The organism is Tumebacillus amylolyticus (assembly GCF_016722965.1).
GTDB lineage: Bacteria > Bacillota > Bacilli > Tumebacillales > Tumebacillaceae > Tumebacillus > Tumebacillus amylolyticus.
The window spans coordinates 592,038-609,773 of sequence record NZ_JAEQNB010000002.1 but is presented as its reverse complement, the minus strand read 5'-3'; the positions used below and the strand labels follow the sequence as shown (position 1 = coordinate 609,773).

The window sequence follows — 17,736 nt, the reverse complement described above, 5'->3', positions numbered from 1 at the left end:
ATGTGGAAGAGAGTACATGTCTATTATTATGACGATGCAAAAGAAAATCTGGTGCTCGACGGCATTCGTCCGGCGCTTCAAGCTCTGGAACAAATGCCTGGCGTGAGCGGTTCCTACCTGCGCCGCCACTGGAAATTCGGGCCGCACATCGCCTTGTATCTGGAAGTGGAGTCGGAAGAGGTATTCTCGTCTCAGGTCTGGCCGTACTTGCAAGAAACGTTGGGCGCTTATCTGCAAGATCACCCTTCGCGCCAAGAACTCGATCCCGTTCAGTACCTCGAACGCAGTGTGACGCTCGGCGCTTGGGAACTGGAACCGGGGCCTTATGAACCGCTCCAACCGGACAACTCTATGTCCCTTCATCCCTACGGCCAACTGGCTGGAGTGCTCAAGGGAGAGCATGTGTTGCAGACGATGGAGTGGTTTTGGAAAAAATCCACCGGTCTGATGCTTGACCTCTTGGACGCCACACGGGGTGACCTTCCGAGTCGCCAGTTGTACCTCATCAAATTGATGGCAGCCGTCGCCCATCTGTATCCGGTCGACGGGATCGTCCGCGGACAGTTGTCCTACCGCTCGCATGCGGAAGCCTACTTCGTCTCGTTTGACCAAGACGGACGGTTGCAGAAGATGTTTTCCACCCAAGATCAACAAGTGGCTCCGTTTGTCGATGAAGCTGTGCTGTCTGTGTTGAACGAAACGGACGAGGACGGTGTGTACGGCGGGCCGGACCCTCTGTTGCGGCAATGGTCGCAGTTGATGAAGGAATTGTACGAAACCTGCCTCGAACAGGCCAGACAAGGCCGGTTGACTTCGGACACCTCGCATTACAGCGAGTTGGCGGAAGAGATTGGGGAGTCGGCTCGGGAGCGTTGGATCGGCGAGTGGGATGAGGCGAAACAAAGCGAGTTTCACAAAGAGCTCAATGAGGTCATCAGCGATCAATTTTTTAGCTCGCCGCAATTTTCAAGCTATCGGATGCTGGTGAATTCGTTCTATACCTATCTGCCGCTCATGGGGATCAACCCCAACATGAAGCACTTGCTCTGCTACTTGATCTCGCGTTCGGTGGAGCGCATTGCCGGGGTTGATTGGAAGGGAATTTTCTACAAACAAGGACCGAAGGGACGAAATGGATGGAAGGGAGGGCGTCCATCACATGAAGCCGAAAAGTAAACCGCACGTCCACTACGCCCCGACCGAGGACGGCGTGTACATCCGTACCTGGACACAAGAGTTTGAAATCAAAGGGCGAACGCTTGCCCTTTGGTTGGATCAATTGTTGCCGATGCTCGATGGAAAGCAGACGTTGGACGAACTGGTCGCCCCCTTGCCGCCCGAGCAAGCACAGTTTGTGCGCATGCTGGTGGAGGAACTTGTCAAGCGCGAGGCTGTGTTTGATGCAGCAGGCGTTCCGGAAGTCGTCTTGTCCGAGCGGGAAGATTCGCTCTACCGCCAGACAGTGCTCGTTTTAGAGGATCGGTTTGTCGACGGTCGCCAACGGTTTCTCACGCTCCGGCAACGCCCTGTGGCGGTGGTCGGGGCTGGAGACAGTTTCTTCGCTTGTGTACGGTCGTTGGTGCGAATGGGTGTGCGGGAGTTGTACGTGAGCGGCGGCGAGGAGCGGGTGGATTCCTTTTTGGCAACGTGGAAAACACGAGACCCGGAGTTGAACGTGCAGGAGTTGGGCACCTTGCCCCCGGCGGGAGTTCTGATCTATGTCAGCGATGATCCGCAAGCGTCCGTGCATTGGGAGGAAGTCGCGTTGCGTACAGGAGTTCCGTTTCTCGCCGGCACCTTGCTCGGGGACCACGGCGTGGTCGGTCCGGTAAAAGGGGTCCAAACACAGGCCTCGTGGTCCACGGTGCTGGATCGGTTCGCCGGCGCACGGGGAACGGGAGTTGAACTTTCGCGGACGCACCGCGCCATGATCGGGAACGTGGCTGCGATGGAAGCCCTTCGTCTGCTGACCGGCTGGCAGGAAGAGGGAGTCCGGGATCAGGTTGTGTTGATCGAATCGGAAGCGTTGGCGGTGACTCGCCATGATCTGGCTTCGTCTCCGTTGCAAGAGCGTGCGAACTCGTCTGTCTCGGAGGAAGAGCGTGTTGCGGCGCTGCGTGCTTTTGCAGAGCGGGAACCGGAGGAGCAGACGAAGTTTCTTAGACGGATGGAAGGCATGGTCGATGAAAAAGTCGGCGTTCTGGCCCGGTTGCAGGCGGACGATCTCTACCAGATTCCGCTGGCACTCGGGCGAGTGGTCGTTCACGTGCCGACGGCATCTGGCGTTCAACCCCTCTCCATCGTGCGCGGCGGCGAAACGCTCAGAGATGCCCTGGAAGCGGCAGTACGTGATGGTTTTCTCGCGTATGCCAGAACGCTGGAAGCGGTTGGGTCTCCCGATGCCGAGAGAAGCATCTGGGCACACGGGCGCACCTATGCCGAGTGGAAAGGCCGTGCTCTCCTGCATCTGATGATCGAGCGCAGCCGACGCGCGGAGGACGTCTGGTTGGAGTTGCCGGAATTGGCGGCGAACTGGAGTGTGGAAGCGGGCCTTTTGAAATTGTTGCGCGTGCGCTTTGGCGCAGCGGTGGAATTGTTCCAACAAAAAGGGACGGAGCTGGCCCACGCCCTGCGAGTTGTGCAGGACGGTGTCGTACTCGCCGAAGGATTTGGGCGAACGTTGCGGGAAGCCGCTCATGAAGCGCTGATCCTCGCCGTCGCCTCCTTGCAACTTGCGGCGCAACAAGCGCAGGATGAAACGGCGGTAACAGCGCTTCGCTTCGAGGCACAAACCGTCCGCGTAGCCGATCACACGCATTCGATGGAGGAGCAAGAGCTTCTGGAATGGCCGAGTTGGCTGGCGCAGGCGGAGGCTTGGCTTCGGGAATCGGGTCTTGTGGTCGAAGAATTCCCGTGGCTTCGCGACCGTACGGTGCTGGATGCCGGTGTCTTGGTCGGGTTTGTGGACGTCACGGAGAGGGGGGAGTTGCAATGAGCCGAGAGTTGCTCTTGCTAGGAGTTGGGACATTGGCAACAGAATTGCACGAGAGGCTGGGCGAATCGTTTGCCATCGCGAGGGTTGAGTCAGCAGACGACCTGTTGCCTCTCCTTCAAACGAACAGGTTTGCCGCAGTCCTCTCCGCGTATGATCTCCGCCATTTGGCGGTCGAACAGGCTGCCCAAGCCTGTGCTCAACTCGCCGGAGTTCCCTATCTGCGCACGCATCTGAACGCCGACCGTTGCTTTCTCGGTCCATGGGTATTGCCGGACCGGCCGGGCTGTGTGACCTGTGCGGAGTGGCGTATGCGAAACGCCCACCCCAACAAAGAGATTTGGAATTCACTGCAAGCCGCCCAACTTCATCCCCGCTATACAGAAGCGGAAAAAGGCTGGACGGCTCCCTTCCTCGACCTCGCAGCCACGCTGGTGGACGACGAAATGCACGCGTTGGTGGAGGATCGTCCGCTGTCCCTCGTGGAACGCGTGCATGTTGCGTACGACGGCAGCTTGACCGGGCGAACCCATGCGTTTTTGCCGCACCCGTATTGCACGAATTGCCAGATGCTGCCTTTGGATTCCCCAGAGTTGGCGGAGATTCGCTTGCAACCGCGGCCCAAGCCCCATCCTCGGTCCTATCGCTCGGACAATCCCTTGCTGACCCGTGACCATCTGCGCAAAGTCTTTTACGACTGGCGCATGGGGTTGGTGAACCACATGTACCGAGATACGTACTCGAAGTTCCTCCCCATCACGGGCGCAGAGCTGCCGATGGACGGGTTGGATACCGCTGTGGAGATCGGGTACGGACGGACGACGACTTTCCCGAACTCGGAGATGACCTCGATTCTTGAAGCGCTGGAACGCTACGCCGGGATGTACCCGCGCGGCAGGCGGACCGTGAAGTACGGCTCGTATCAGGATTTCCGCGAGGAGGCCGTTAACCCTGAATCGTTTGGGTTGCATGACGAAGCCCAGCGTTCGGAGCCGGGCTACAAATACGTGCCCTATGACGAGACGCTTCCCTTTTACTGGGTCTATGCCTACTCTTGGCAGCAACAAAAGTCCGTCCTGATCCCGGAGCAGAATGTGTACTACCGGTTAGGGAGTCGAAATTCTGAAAAACCGGTCAACCGATTTGTTTATGAAACGTCCAACGGGTGCGCAATGGGCGGCTCTTTGGAGGAGGCCATCTATTACGCTCTGTTGGAAGTGATCGAGCGCGACTCGTTCTTGGTTGCGTGGTACAACCGCCAACCGTTGGTCGAGTTGAATCTGGACGATGCTTCCGATCCGACGATCGCCATGATCAAGGACCGCGTCGAAGCGGCCGGATACCGCTTGCACCTGTTCGACATGACGATGGAGACGGGCATCCCGACCGTGTGGGCGACGATGGTCAACCCGCGGGAAGATGCAGGTGTGCGGACCTACTCCGCCGCCGCTGCCCATCCCGATCCGGAAAAAGCGGTGCTGGGCGCCATCGTCGAAGTTGTTACGTCGATGTCGATTTACGAAATCACGATGCCGCCGAAGCGGGACGAGGCCGAGGCGATGCTGCACGACGGAAGCGTTGTGCAGACGATGCACGATCATGTACTGCTCTATTCCCACCCGGAAACGTTGAAACGCTTTGATTTCTTGTTCCAACCTGACCGCGCGCAACGCGGGTTGCGGGAGGTCTATGCGAAGTGGTATGAACAGGAGCCGCCCGCCGACCTTGGCGCAGAGCTCAAAGACTTGCTCGACTGCTTCGCTCGTCTGAACCACGACGTGCTGATTGTTGACGAGAGCACGCCGGAGTTGGAGCGCGTCGGAATCAAAGCGGTCAAAGTGTTTGTGATGGGGTTGATGACGATGTGTTTCGGACATCAATACCGCCGGATCGTGGTCGACCGCGTGCAGAATGGCCCGGTCCGAGTAGGCTGGCGCAAGGAACCGATCCCGATCGAGGAGATCAACCTCGACCCGCATCCGTTCCCGTAAAAAAATAGGTGTATCAAGTTGGAAAAAAGGAAGCAAAGGGGTGAGAGGATGACGAGGGAAGCAGAGCGGACATGGCTTGGACTGCATATTTTTTATCACGATCAAAGCAAGCAGGATGCGCTGTTGACAGAAGCCATCCTCCCGGCGATTCGGGAGTTGCAGGAGAGCGAGAAATGCCGGGAGTGGTTTTTCCTGCGCTATTGGGAGGGCGGACCGCATCTGAGGGTGCGTTTTTTGAACCCGGCGGCGGAAGTGGAGTCGTTGTTGCGGGAGCGCATCGGCGCTTTTATCGCCGCCCATCCTGCGGAGCGCGAATGGACGCGGGAGGAGTATTACGCCAACCATACGTTTGACGGCGAGAAGCTCGACGAGGCGGAGTTGCCGTGGTATCCCAACGGAACCATCGTCGCTCTGCCGTACGAGCCTGAGTACAAACGCTACGGAGGCGTTGCGGCGATGCCGATCTCTGAGAGCCTCTTTCATCTCTCCAGTGAGACGGCCATGGATGTGATCGAATTGACGGGAGCGGCGTTTGGCAAACGGCTGAACATCGGGTTGGATTTGATGATTCTCACCGCGTTGTGCCTTGGCGTGCAACCGGAAGAATTGGAAAGTTACTTCACCCGCTACGCCAGGATGTGGCAAAGTTTCCAAGCGTCGATTGAAGCGGCCCTCCAACGCGCCGACCTGATGTGGGAGCAGAACCGCGCCCATCTCGTGCCCCGGATGAAAACCCTGCAAGAGTTTGTCCAGAGCGGTGAGGATGCTCCGATCTACCGCCGCTTCGTGGAAGGGTTGCAGGAAGCGGCCCGCTGCTACGGGGAAGATGAAGTTCGGCAGAAGTTGGAAAGCCCGTGGGACAATCTCCCGGTCGAAGGCGAACTTCGCTTCCGCACGGTGCTTTCCTACATCGCGTTCTCCATGATTCACATGACGAACAACCGGCTGGGCATCACGCCGCCGTTGGAACATCTGCTGGGCACGTTGGTCCAGCGCACGGCTCACGAGGCCGGGACAGGGGAGGGAGTATCATGAAGGAGCCGTCCGTCACTCGGTGGTTGACCCCCGCGTTAAAAAATCTCTCGCCCGAAGAGCGCGCGGAGTTGAAGGCGCAAGGGGGAGAGAATCCTTTTTACCTTGCGGAACTTTATCATCAAAACAGCAAGCTTCGCCCGGATCTTTTCAACCTGCATACCGTGTATTCGAAGCCTGATTTTCGAGGGGAAGGCCGCCAATATCAGCAAGTGCCGGAATTTTCAGACCTCCCGCCGCTGGAGGTGCCGCTGGGCACTGCGTTGCGAACACGCCGGAGCTCTTGGGAGTTTGGTGAAGCGATGTCGCAGGAGCAGTTGTGGATGCTCTTGAAGTACGCGGTCGGCACGACGAAGACGACCCTGGACGATCAGGACGACACGCAGGTGATGTCGCGCGTTCGTTTCCGTTCCTACCCGTCGGGAGGAGCGCTGTACCCGATCCAATTTTACATGTACCTCAACCGCGTGGAGGGGGTGCCGGCGGGCTTGTACCGGTACTGCCCTTATCACAACCACTTGTTCCAGATCGCGGAGGGAGAACATTTTTTGGACTCGGTGAACAGGGTGGTACCTGCCACAGATCCTGACAAGAACCCGCTCTGGTCACGAGAGGACTTCAGCCAGGCGGCGGCGTTTCTGTTTCTGGCCGCCGATTTTCGGCATCAGGCTGACAAGTACCGGCTGCTCGGATACCGCTTGACGATGTTTGAGACCGGGCATGCTGCGCAGAATCTGTGCTTGGTTTCGACCGCGCTGGGGTTGTCGGTGGTGACGTTGGGTGGTTTTTACGAAGACCGCGCCAATGAGCTGTTCGGTCTCGACGGTGTGGACCGAAGCGTGATCTACATCCTGCCGATTGGCAAAAAAAGTGAGGGGTCATAATGTCCGGAGCCGGGATTCGGGAACAGTTACAGAAGCTGTTTATTAAAGTGCGAGATGGGTACTTTTTTACTTTCCCTGAGCCACATGAGTTGCAGGTGCGTACCGGCCATACCTTGGAGAGCCGCGTGCGAGTCTCGATGGGAGAAGGCGAACGCTGGGCGCAGACGTTTTTTACAAGTCTGAACGGGGAGAGACCGTTGGGAGAGTTGATCACCGTCGTGCCGGCGGACTATCAAGACCATGTCTTGAGCGTCGTCGTTGCGCTATGGCGGGAAAACCTGTTGGTGTCTTCGGAACAGCCGTTTGCCCAAGGAGAGGCATTGGAGGGTGATTGGTTGCGCCGGTTGATGGGACCACGGTTTCCGGTTCGGGACTTCTATGAAGAAGCTCTGCGCGACGCCGCTGTGTTGGTACTGGGCGCAGGCGTGCTCGGCAGCCGCGTGGCGGCGTCGTTGGTGCAGTTGGGCACGGGAACTGTGACCGTCGCCGATTCGCAAGCGGTCACAGAGCTGGATCGCATGTCCGCTCCGCTGTACGTGGGCGCAGAAGTCGGAGAAGCGCGCCGCGACGCATTGCTTCGCCCGTTGAAACAATTGTCTCGCGCGAGTGCGGTGGATGCGGTGGAACAACCGGAAACCGAAGAGTCGGAGGCCTGGCGGGAACTGGTGCAAAAGCACACGATGGTGATCGTTGCGGAAGATTCCTACCGGCCCGCTCTGTTGCAACGGGTCAATGAGACGGCCGTAGCGCAGGGCGTTCGCTGGTCGATGTTGCTCTTGGACGGATGGGACGTGTATGTCGGCCCGACGTTTTTCCCGGGACAGACCGGGTGTTATGCCTGTTGGGAGCAACAGCGCAAGCGCTTGATGGCAGCTCCTGATTCCTACGAACGCTACGTCAACGCTCTGATTCGCAAAACGCAGGAGCCGCTGTTTCACGGAAGCCCCCAATTCGCCGATGTGGCGGCGGGGATGCTGACCTCGGACCTGCTGAATCTGCTTGGCATTCTGCCGCAACGTGTGGAGATGCAATCCAGTTTGACACTCGGGCGGCAACTGCATTTTGACATGCGCACGTTCGAGGCCAAACTGACGAATTTGATCAAGGAGCCGCGGTGCGCCACTTGCCAGCCGAAACAAGGTGGAGGAGCGCTTTGACGCAAAAGGTGATCATCCAGACGCACGAGATCAAAAAGTCGTATCAAAAAATTCAGGCGGTTCGCGGCATCTCGCTTCAAGTGCACGAAGGGGAAATCTTCGCGTTGATCGGAGCCAACGGGGCGGGCAAAACCACCACGATGGAGATGATCATGGGCTTGATCGAGCCGGACGAAGGCACGATCCACGTCTGCGGCGTCGACGCGAGAAAGCAACCGGCTGAGCTGAAGCAACGCATCGGGGTCGCGTTGCAACGGACCTCGCTCTACGACAAGATCAAAGTCAAGGAAGCGCTGAAACTGTTTGCGTCCTACTATGAACGCACCCGCGATGTGAACGAAATCATCGAGGAGTTGGGGCTGCGTCCACACCTGAACCAAATGGTCAAAAAACTTTCCGGCGGCTGGCAGCAACGCACGAGTTTGGCGCTGGCGCTGCTCAACGACCCGCAGATCATCTTCCTCGACGAGCCGACGACCGGTCTCGACCCGCAGGCGCGTTTTGAACTCTGGAACATCATCAAGCGACTGCGGGCGGAGGGCAAAACGATCCTGCTTTCCACGCATTATATGGAAGAAGTCCAACGCTACTGCGACCGCTGTGCGATCATCCGCGAGGGCTTGCTGGTCGCTTGCGACACGCCGGAGAACCTCATCAAGTTACTGCCGGACGACAACGGCTCGATGGACGACGTGTATGTTCAGATCGCAGCTGGTCGTGGGAATGGGGAATAAGTCGTGAATGTTCGTATGATGTTGACTCACGCGGGGTTTGAAATCAAGATGTTCTTCCGCGAAATCATCTCCGTGTTCTTCACGTTCTTGCTGCCGGCGATCTCTTTCATTTTCTTCGGAATGATGGACGGCTCGCAGATGTATGACGGGCACAATTACATCGACACCTACATTCCGGGAATGGTCGGCATCATCATCTTCTCGACCGCGTTTTTCTCGATTGGGATGCAGGTGGTCATGGATCGGGAAAAAGGAATTTACAAGCGTCTGCGCGCAACGCCCTTGACGCCGCTCACCGTGTTCGTCTCGATTGTCGCCAAGGGTTTTTTCGTCATCTACTTCGGCGCTTTGGAGATCATGTTGATCGCGAAGTTTTTGTTCAAAGGGACGCTGTCCGATACCATCTTCGATTTCTACATCGCGGTCACGATCTCGGCGCTGGCCTTTTTCGCCTGCGGGTTCCTCATCGCTTCGTTTGCCAAACGGATGCAAACGGCGATGGCGATCTCGATGGTGCTGATGTACCCGATGATGTTCCTGTCCGGTTCGACGATTCCGCTGAGCACTCTGCCCAAAGCCATGCAGATTCTCTCGAATTTCATTCCGATGACCTACTCTGTGGAATTGATGCGGAAAGCCTGGACCGGAGAACTCTGGACGTCTGCATCCATCCGGCCGATCGCCGTCTTGCTCGGCATCCTGATCGTCGGGGCGTTCATCGGGGCGAAACGTTTTAAATGGGACAACTAAGCCTCGTCTACGAGTAAAAACGACCGGAACTGCGGTCGTTTTTTTTCATTCCAATTTAATAGAGTCTAGCACGTTGCTTTTTTGTGAAAACTAGGTAACAATAGGAGTGAAGAGAATGTCTGTTCGTATCTTGGAATGAAGGAGAACGTCATGGCACAAGACAATATCGTCGTCAAGGGCGCCCGCGCCCACAATTTGAAGAACATCGACGTGACGATTCCGCGCGACAAATTTGTCGTGTTGACCGGCCTGTCCGGTTCGGGGAAGTCGTCGCTTGCTTTTGATACGATTTACGCAGAGGGCCAACGCCGCTACGTCGAATCTCTCTCCGCGTACGCCCGTCAGTTCCTCGGCCAGATGGACAAACCGGACGTCGATTCGATCGACGGTCTCTCTCCGGCGATCTCCATCGACCAGAAGACCACCTCCCGCAACCCGCGTTCCACCGTCGGGACGGTCACCGAAATTTACGACTACCTGCGTCTGCTGTTTGCCCGCATCGGTCGTCCGCACTGCCCGAACCATCCGAACATCGAGATCACATCCCAGACCGTCGAGCAGATGGTGGACCGCATCCTCGAACTGCCGGAGCGCACCCGTCTGCAAATTTACGCGCCCGTTGTGCGTGGACGCAAGGGCGAACATACCAAAGTGATCGAGGACGTCTCCAAGCAGGGCTTCGTCCGCCTGCGCGTCGACGGGGAGCAGATGGAAGTCACCGACGAGATCAAACTGGAGAAAAATAAAAAACACACGATCGAAGTCATCGTCGACCGCATCGTCGTCAAGCCGGACGTCGCCACCCGCCTCGCCGACTCGTTGGAGACGGCGCTGAAGCTCGCCGACGGCACCGTCATCGTCGGGATCGTCGACGGCGAAGAGATGCTGTTCTCGTCGAACCTCTCCTGCCCGGAGTGCGGCTTCTCCGTCGAAGAACTCGCCCCGCGGATGTTTTCGTTCAACTCGCCGTTCGGTGCTTGTGAAACCTGTGCGGGTCTTGGCACGAACATGGAGATCGACCCCGACTTGGTCATCCCGGATTGGAGCAAGACGCTCAACGAAGACGCCATCGAACCGTGGCAAGGCCGCACGTCGAACTACTACCCGCAGATGCTCGAAGCGGTCGCGAAGCACTTCAAGATTCCGATGGACATCCCCGTGCGCGACATTCCCGCCGATCAGATGAAGAAAATTCTCCACGGCTCCAAGGAAGAGAAAGTCCGCTTCACGTTCGAGAACGACTTCGGACAGAAGAAAACCGCCGAGACCGAATTCGAGGGCGTCATCCCGAACCTCGAACGACGCTATCGGGAGACGGCGTCCGACTACATCCGGGAATTTATCGAGGAGTACATGTCCGCGAAGCCTTGCCCGTCCTGCAAAGGCAAGCGCCTCAAACCGGAAATCCTCGCCGTCACCGTCAACGAGCGAAACATCTCGGACGTCACCGGGCTGTCGGTCAACGACGCGCTGGACTACTTCCAAGGACTCACGCTCAACGAGAAGGAACTGACCATCGCGAAACTGATCTTGAAGGAAATCGAATCCCGCCTTGGCTTCCTCGCTGACGTCGGTCTCGATTACCTGAACCTCTCGCGTTCGGCAGGCACGCTGTCGGGCGGGGAAGCGCAGCGGATTCGACTTGCGACTCAGATCGGTTCCTCGCTGATGGGCGTCCTCTACATCCTCGACGAGCCGTCGATCGGCTTGCATCAGCGCGACAACGAACGCCTGATCAACACGCTGTTGCACATGCGCAATCTCGGCAACACGTTGATCGTCGTCGAGCATGACGAAGACACGATGCTCGCCTGCGACTACATCATCGACATTGGACCGGGGGCCGGCGTTCACGGCGGCACCATCGTGTCGCAAGGCACGCCGCAGGAAGTGATGGACGATCCGAACTCGATGACGGGGGCGTATCTCTCCGGTCGCAAGTACATCGCCGTCCCGGAGGAGCGCCGCAAACCGGACAAGGAAAAATGGATCAAAGTTGTCGGAGCCAAGGAGAACAACTTGAAAAACATCTCCGCCAAGTTCCCGATCGGTCTGTTCACCTGCGTCACCGGCGTTTCGGGCTCGGGCAAATCCACCCTCGTCAACGAGATTCTCAAAAAGTCGCTCGCCATGCACCTGAACGGAGCGAAGTCCAAACCGGGCCAACACAAGGAAATCCAAGGGCTCGAATTGCTCGACAAGATCATCGACATCGACCAATCGCCGATCGGCCGTACCCCGCGTTCGAACCCAGCAACTTACACCGGCGTCTTCGATGACATCCGCGACGTGTTCGCCACCACCAACGAAGCCAAGATGCGCGGCTACAAAAAAGGCCGCTTCTCCTTCAACGTCAAGGGCGGCCGTTGTGAAGCCTGCAAAGGCGACGGGATCATCAAGATCGAGATGCACTTCCTGCCCGACGTCTACGTCCCCTGTGAAGTCTGCAAGGGCAAACGCTACAACCGCGAAACCCTCGAAGTCAAATACAAAGGCAAGAGCATCGCCGAAGTCCTCTCCATGACCGTCGAAGATGCCGTCGAGTTCTTCAAAAACGTCCCGCGCATCTCGCGCAAGATGCAGACCTTGCATGACGTCGGCCTCGGCTACGTGCGTCTCGGTCAACCGGCCACCACGCTCTCCGGCGGGGAAGCGCAGCGCGTGAAGCTTGCGTCCGAACTGCACCGCCGCAGCACCGGCCGTACCGTCTACATCTTGGACGAGCCGACGACAGGTCTGCACACCGCCGACATCGACCGCTTGCTGTGCGTTCTGCAACGCTTGGTCGATTCAGGCGAAACGGTCATCGTCATCGAGCACAACCTCGACGTCATCAAGACGGCCGACTACCTGATCGACCTCGGCCCCGAGGGCGGGGACAAGGGCGGCACTCTCGTCGGAACGGGGACCCCGGAGGACATCGCCAAGATCGAATCTTCTTGGACCGGTCGCTTCCTCGGCCCGATCCTTGAGCGCGACAAGAAACGCGCAAGCGAGGCCCCCGAGAAGTGCGACGTGAACTTGCCGACACCGATTGCCTAGTCGAACCAACTTCAATTTCCATGCACACCACGTGCCACCGATCTACGTGAAAAACGGGCTTGCCACGCATGCGTGACAAGCCCGCTTTTTCAATAACCTACGCTCTGACCCGCACGTTCCGTCGCCCCGTCTGCATCGCATACAACACGACCCCTCCGACATCGCAGACCACTTGCGGCCACCACATCGGTGCGATTTCGCCGTGTCCGCCACCCATCCCAACCAGAGCTTGTACGACAAATCCTTGCAAGATCGCCGCTGCAGCCCAGCCGAGGTACCATCTGCCGCTCACGGAGCAAAGTACCCACGTCGGCAACGCCGTCGCGCCAAACAGCACCACGCTCTCCGGCAGTTGCAACACCTGCCAAATCCCCGGCGTGATTCCGACCAAGTACAGAGCAAGAGACGTGCAAATCATCACCGTGAATCGATACAGATCGGCATAAAACATCTGCCGCCCGCTATATTTTTTCATATCTCTCCCGCGTGCCGCCAACCAGATCAGCGTCGCACTGACCAGACAGGACAGCAGGAAAAAGCCGAGCAGCCACCAGCCTTTTTCGAACACATTTCTCACCTCGCTTTTAGAAAAGTACATGTTGTACACCAAATTGGGGTTGCGTTTCCCCTGTGGCATTGGTAGGATGCAGGTAAGGTCGCCTGTTGGAACAGGGAAGTAAGAACTAAGGAGTCTTGAGATGGAACAATTTGTGCGCTATGTTCAGGACGGCGTCACGGAATTGCAACAACGTCTGTCCGAACAACCGGAACTGAAACAGCAGCTCGAAGAAGTGATCCGCGAATCTCTCACCCGCACCACGATGGAAGCGTTGGAGATCGAACAGAGCGTCGCCATCCTTGCCGGACGTGAGATCGCACAGGCCGTCGTCGCATGCATACGCTGCTTGGAGACCTTCGACGACCTCGAAGAACTTGGGAGCGCAACAGACCTCAACTCTGATACCGTTGGGTTTCTCCGCTATTTAACCGCCCGCTACGGGCCGGTGCTCAAGTCCTTCCGCCGCCGCATTCATCATCCGCACGGCTGGCACAAGTTCGGGCACGTGGTCGCACAACTCGAAACCGGGCAGACGAACTTGCAACTCAAGATCATGCGCAATGACGATACGACGCTGACCCTCGAAGATGATACCGAATCGATTCTGCGCCTCGTCAACCTCATGTTGAAGTCGCTGGAGTCGGCGGACGACTATGAAACGATCGATCCGGCAACCGTACAGGAACTTACCGAGCGCTACACGCACCTGATCGACCGCGCCTCAGCAGGGAACGGTCCGATCGATCGCACGGAACACTAACACGCCACGCGGCGCTTCCTCTCTTACTCTATGAGGAAGCGCCGCGTTTTCATTCCTCAAATCCTAGACTTCTAGAAACCTGCAAGCATAAAATTTCCAATCCGTTCCCACACTAGACCCTAGAAAGCCATGTGAAAGGGAGAGCGGATGATGGATCTCAACACCGGAGAACTGCTGTGGCAAGCCACGTATCCCAACCCGCCCGCGTATCCGCCGTTGACAGACGATCTCGACTGCGACGTCTTGATCCTCGGCGGTGGAGAAGCGGGCGCGTTGGTTTCCTACTATCTCTTGCAAGAAGGCGTCGACGTCGCCATGGTCGAGAAGCGTCGCATCGGAGGAGGCAGCACCAGTGGCAACACGGCGCTGTTGCAATACTCCAACGACGCCCCGATGTACCAACTCGCCGAAAGCAAAGGCGAGGACGTCGCTGTGCGTTTTTATCAACTGTGCCTCAACGCCATCTCGAAATTGGAGAGCATCACGGGTCAGCTTGACCTGCCCACCGAATTTGAGCGTCGGGAGAGCCTCTACTATGCGAGTTCCCCCCAAGATGTGAAAAAAATTCAAGCCGAGTTCGCGTTGCAAAAAAAACACGGCTTCCCCGTCGACTTTCTCTCGCAACGAGACATCCAAGAGCGCTTTCCATTTGCCAAAGACTGCGGTCTCTACTCACCGGCCGACGCGCAGATCAACCCGTTTCGCCTCGCGCACTCCTTGGTGAACGACGGTGCGAAACAGGGCATGCGCGTGTTTGAAAACACGGAGGTCACCGCCGTTTTTCACGAAAACCAAGGAGGCCGCCTGCATTTTCGCACCTCCACCGGCGCGTTGATTCGGGCGCGCAAGGCGGTGTTCTGCACGGGCTACGAGACCCAAGACAACCAAACCACACCGGGCGCCGTCATCGCTTCGACCTATGCGATTGCCACAGAGCCCGTGTCTGATTTCTCCACATGGCACAATCGTTGCCTGATCTGGGAGACGGCGCGCCCGTATCTCTACATGCGAACGACCGCCGACGACCGCATCTTGATCGGCGGCCTCGATGAGAGCGCCATCCAAGGACCCAAGCGCGACAACTTGCTTTCCGAAAAAGGAGTCCAGCTCCTCGCGGCGCTGTACTCCCTCTTTCCGGCGCTTACGGGGGTCAAGATTGCGTACAGTTGGGCTTCGTCGTTTGGCGGGACCAAGGACGGACTTCCGTTTATCGGCGAGCATCATCTCCACCGGAACTGCTACTACGCGCTGGGGTACGGCGGAAACGGCACGGTCTACAGCACCATCGCCGGGGAGATTCTGCGCGATCTGATCCTCGACCGTCCGAACGCCGATGCGCCGCTGTTCACCTTGGGCCGGATGAAGTAACGGACGAAGGAAAAATTTCTCGACACCCGCAACTTGTACGTCATGCTCTCGTATAGTTTGTAGAGAAGGCGAGAGGAGTGGGACATTATGAAGCTGATCTGGAATTGGATCATCTCGGCTGTGGCGCTGTTGATTGTGGCGTGGCTGTTCAAGGACATTTGGTTTGACGGCATCCTCTCGGCGTTCGTGGCGGCGGTGGTGCTGGGGTTGGTCAACGCGATCATCCGCCCGATTTTGCAACTGTTTGCCTTGCCGATTACGGTGCTGACGTTTGGGATCTTCGCGCTGGTGATCAACGCGGGGATGCTGCTGTTAACGTCGAATGTCGTGTCGGGTTTTCACGTCGCGAGTTTTGCAAGCGCGTTTTTCGGTTCGATCGTGCTGTCGCTCGTTTCGGGTATTTTGGGCATTTTTAAAGACTAGTTCTGCAAAAGGTAGAGGGGTGGGAGAGATTCCCATCTCTTTTCGTTTTCCTTGTGGTGTTTCGACAAAAAACACGGTATGATGATCGTAAAGCGTTTTAAACGGCTTGGGGGGTTATACATAATGAAAGTTCTTGTAACAGGTGGTGCCGGTTTTGTCGGCTCGCACATCGTGGACGAATGCCTGCGCAAAGGGCATGACGTCGTGGTGATGGACAACTTGGCAACCGGTACGAGGAACAACCTCAACCCTGAGGCCAAATTCCTTGAGATGGACATCACCGACCCGCGCTTGATCAATGTGATCCGCGAAGAGGGCATTGAAGCCATCATCCACCAAGCTGCACAGTCGACCGTCCCGCCGTCGATCAAAGACCCGAAGTTTGATGCGGACGTCAACCTCTCGGGCACGATCAACCTCTTGCAAGCGGTTCGCGAACTTCAACTCAAGAAAATCGTCTTCGCAGGCTCGGCTGCTTCCTACGGGATGCCGGAGTATGTGCCGGTTGATGAGAAGCACCCGCAGCGTCCGATGTCGTTCTATGGGCTGAGCAAGAAAGTCATCGAAGAGTATTTTCAGATGTTCCATGAACTGTTCGGGACGCAGTACGTCGTATTTCGCTATGCAAACGTCTACGGCCCGCGTCAGGGGCAGTCGGGCGAAGGCAGCGTGATCTCGATCTTCACGGAGCGCATGTTGACCGGCAAGACCTGTACCATCGATGGGGACGGTGGTGCAACGCGCGATTACATCTACGTCGGCGACGTGGCTCGTGCGAACGTGGAGGCGCTGGAATCGGACGTGAACGGCATCTTCAACTTGAGCACCGAAGTGGAAGTCTCCGTCAACGAAGTGTTCCAACTGCTGTCGGAGATGATCGGCTACGACCAAGAGCCGGTACACGGTCCGGCACGGATCGGGGATATTTACAGAAGCGTACTGTCCAATGACAAGATTCTGGCAAGCAGCCTGACCTGGCGTCCGCAGATGACGCTCGCAGAAGGCTTGCAAGCCACCATCGCATGGGGGCGTTCATTCTATGGAGCAGATCGTTCATAAGTGGATCACCACACAAGAACTCTGCAAGGAATTTCAACTGGAACTGGTCAACGTCGATTCGGCAGACATCCAGCGCCGCATCGCAGTCAGTGACATCAACCGGCCGGGTTTGGCCATGGCCGGTTTTTTTACCTACCACCCGGAAGAGCGTGTGCAAGTGGTCGGGCGAACGGAGATCACGTTTTTTGAAGCGTTGCCGGAGGGGTTGCAAAAGGAACGCGCCGAGCAACTTTGCGCGTATGAGCAGACACCGTGTCTGATCGTGGCGCGCGGCATCGACGTGCCGGAGAAGCTCCTGCAAGCGGCCGTTGTACATAAGTTGCCGGTGTTGCGCTCTTCGCTTTCCACCACCAAACTGACCGGTCGTCTGCAATCGTACTTCGACCGCGAATTGGCGTTGGAGACGTTGGTGCACGGCGTTTTGGTGGACGTTTACGGGATTGGCATCTTGATCCAAGGATCGAGTGGCATCGGGAAATCGGAGACGGCACTGGAACTCGTCAAGCGCGGCCATCGTCTCGTCGCAGACGATGCGGTCGAGATTCGCCGTGTGGCGGAGAACATCTTGGAAGGCACGTCGCCGGAGTTGCTTCGCCAATTGATCGAGATCCGCGGTTTGGGCGTGCTCAACGTCATGACGCTGTTCGGCGCGGGGGCGATCCGGATGCGCAAGGACATTGAGATGGTCATCCAACTGCAGATGTGGGATGACAAGGCAGCGTACGACCGCCTCGGACTCGACGAAGAGACGATCAAGATCCTCGATGTCGAAGTTCCGTACCTCAACTTGCCGGTCCGACCGGGCCGCAACTTGGCTGTCATCCTCGAAGTCGCGGCGATGAACTACCGTCTGAAGCGGATGGGATACAACGCCGCCAAGGAACTGACGGAGAAAATGACGATGACTATGCAACAGGAAAGTGGAGGCCCGAAGTACTAGGGCCTCTTTTTTTTATGACTTATTTTGCGTCAATTTTGTGACACG

General features: G+C 57.3%; 15 protein-coding genes. 14 read left to right on the top strand and 1 reads right to left on the bottom strand.

Annotated features, from left to right (window positions below):
* From JJB07_RS09905 to uvrA, 9 genes are all read left to right on the top strand, one after another.
* A complete protein-coding gene (locus JJB07_RS09905) occupies positions 1-1,176 on the top strand; it encodes a lantibiotic dehydratase C-terminal domain-containing protein (protein ID WP_201634341.1) in 1,176 nt (391 codons plus the stop codon).
* Positions 1,160-2,995, top strand: a complete 1,836-nt coding sequence (locus JJB07_RS09900; RefSeq protein ID WP_201634338.1) for a hypothetical protein — start codon at positions 1,160-1,162, stop codon at positions 2,993-2,995. The genes JJB07_RS09905 and JJB07_RS09900 overlap by 17 nt, the downstream gene beginning before the upstream one ends.
* Positions 2,992-4,983 (top strand): TOMM precursor leader peptide-binding protein, encoded by a 1,992-nt coding sequence (locus tag JJB07_RS09895; protein WP_201634335.1) that lies wholly within the window; start codon positions 2,992-2,994, stop codon positions 4,981-4,983. Before JJB07_RS09900 ends, JJB07_RS09895 begins: the two co-directional genes overlap by 4 nt.
* 48 nt (positions 4,984-5,031) lie before the next feature.
* Positions 5,032-6,018 carry a thiopeptide-type bacteriocin biosynthesis protein gene (locus JJB07_RS09890; RefSeq protein WP_201634333.1) on the top strand — a complete coding sequence of 329 codons (987 nt, stop codon included), beginning with the start codon at positions 5,032-5,034 and terminating at the stop codon, positions 6,016-6,018.
* Positions 6,015-6,899: a SagB family peptide dehydrogenase gene (locus JJB07_RS09885; protein WP_201634331.1), complete on the top strand. Its 885-nt coding sequence runs from the start codon at positions 6,015-6,017 to the stop codon at positions 6,897-6,899. Before JJB07_RS09890 ends, JJB07_RS09885 begins: the two co-directional genes overlap by 4 nt.
* On the top strand, positions 6,899-8,056 hold the full coding sequence (locus JJB07_RS09880; protein WP_201634329.1) for a ThiF family adenylyltransferase: 1,158 nt from the start codon (positions 6,899-6,901) through the stop codon (positions 8,054-8,056). Before JJB07_RS09885 ends, JJB07_RS09880 begins: the two co-directional genes overlap by 1 nt.
* Positions 8,053-8,790 (top strand): ABC transporter ATP-binding protein, encoded by a 738-nt coding sequence (locus tag JJB07_RS09875; RefSeq protein ID WP_236587915.1) that lies wholly within the window; start codon positions 8,053-8,055, stop codon positions 8,788-8,790. Before JJB07_RS09880 ends, JJB07_RS09875 begins: the two co-directional genes overlap by 4 nt.
* Before the next feature lie 3 nt (positions 8,791-8,793).
* Positions 8,794-9,540 carry an ABC transporter permease gene (locus tag JJB07_RS09870; protein WP_347338331.1) on the top strand — a complete coding sequence of 249 codons (747 nt, stop codon included), beginning with the start codon at positions 8,794-8,796 and terminating at the stop codon, positions 9,538-9,540.
* A 150-nt stretch (positions 9,541-9,690) separates the two neighbouring features.
* Positions 9,691-12,582, top strand: a complete 2,892-nt coding sequence (uvrA, locus tag JJB07_RS09865) for an excinuclease ABC subunit UvrA (RefSeq protein ID WP_201634327.1) — start codon at positions 9,691-9,693, stop codon at positions 12,580-12,582.
* 97 nt (positions 12,583-12,679) lie between these two features.
* On the opposite strand, the gene JJB07_RS09860 is transcribed toward uvrA, so the two are convergent.
* Entirely contained in the window at positions 12,680-13,150 is a 471-nt protein-coding gene (locus tag JJB07_RS09860; protein WP_201634325.1) for a hypothetical protein, read from the bottom strand.
* Between the two features lie 130 nt (positions 13,151-13,280).
* Between JJB07_RS09860 and JJB07_RS09855 the strand changes: the two genes are divergently transcribed.
* From JJB07_RS09855 to hprK, 5 genes are all read left to right on the top strand, one after another.
* Positions 13,281-13,901, top strand: a complete 621-nt coding sequence (locus JJB07_RS09855) for a hypothetical protein (protein ID WP_201634323.1) — start codon at positions 13,281-13,283, stop codon at positions 13,899-13,901.
* A gap of 150 nt (positions 13,902-14,051) precedes the next feature.
* A complete protein-coding gene (locus JJB07_RS09850; RefSeq protein ID WP_201634321.1) occupies positions 14,052-15,269 on the top strand; it encodes an NAD(P)/FAD-dependent oxidoreductase in 1,218 nt (405 codons plus the stop codon).
* Positions 15,270-15,356: 87 nt separating this feature from the next.
* Positions 15,357-15,692 carry a phage holin family protein gene (locus tag JJB07_RS09845; protein ID WP_201634319.1) on the top strand — a complete coding sequence of 112 codons (336 nt, stop codon included), beginning with the start codon at positions 15,357-15,359 and terminating at the stop codon, positions 15,690-15,692.
* Positions 15,693-15,815: 123 nt separating this feature from the next.
* The gene (locus tag JJB07_RS09840) at positions 15,816-16,751 is read left to right on the top strand and encodes an NAD-dependent epimerase/dehydratase family protein (RefSeq protein ID WP_201634316.1); all 936 of its coding nucleotides are present in this window, start codon (positions 15,816-15,818) and stop codon (positions 16,749-16,751) included.
* A complete protein-coding gene (gene hprK, locus JJB07_RS09835; protein WP_201634313.1) occupies positions 16,732-17,691 on the top strand; it encodes an HPr(Ser) kinase/phosphatase in 960 nt (319 codons plus the stop codon). Before JJB07_RS09840 ends, hprK begins: the two co-directional genes overlap by 20 nt.
* The last annotated feature ends 45 nt before the right edge of the window (positions 17,692-17,736 follow it).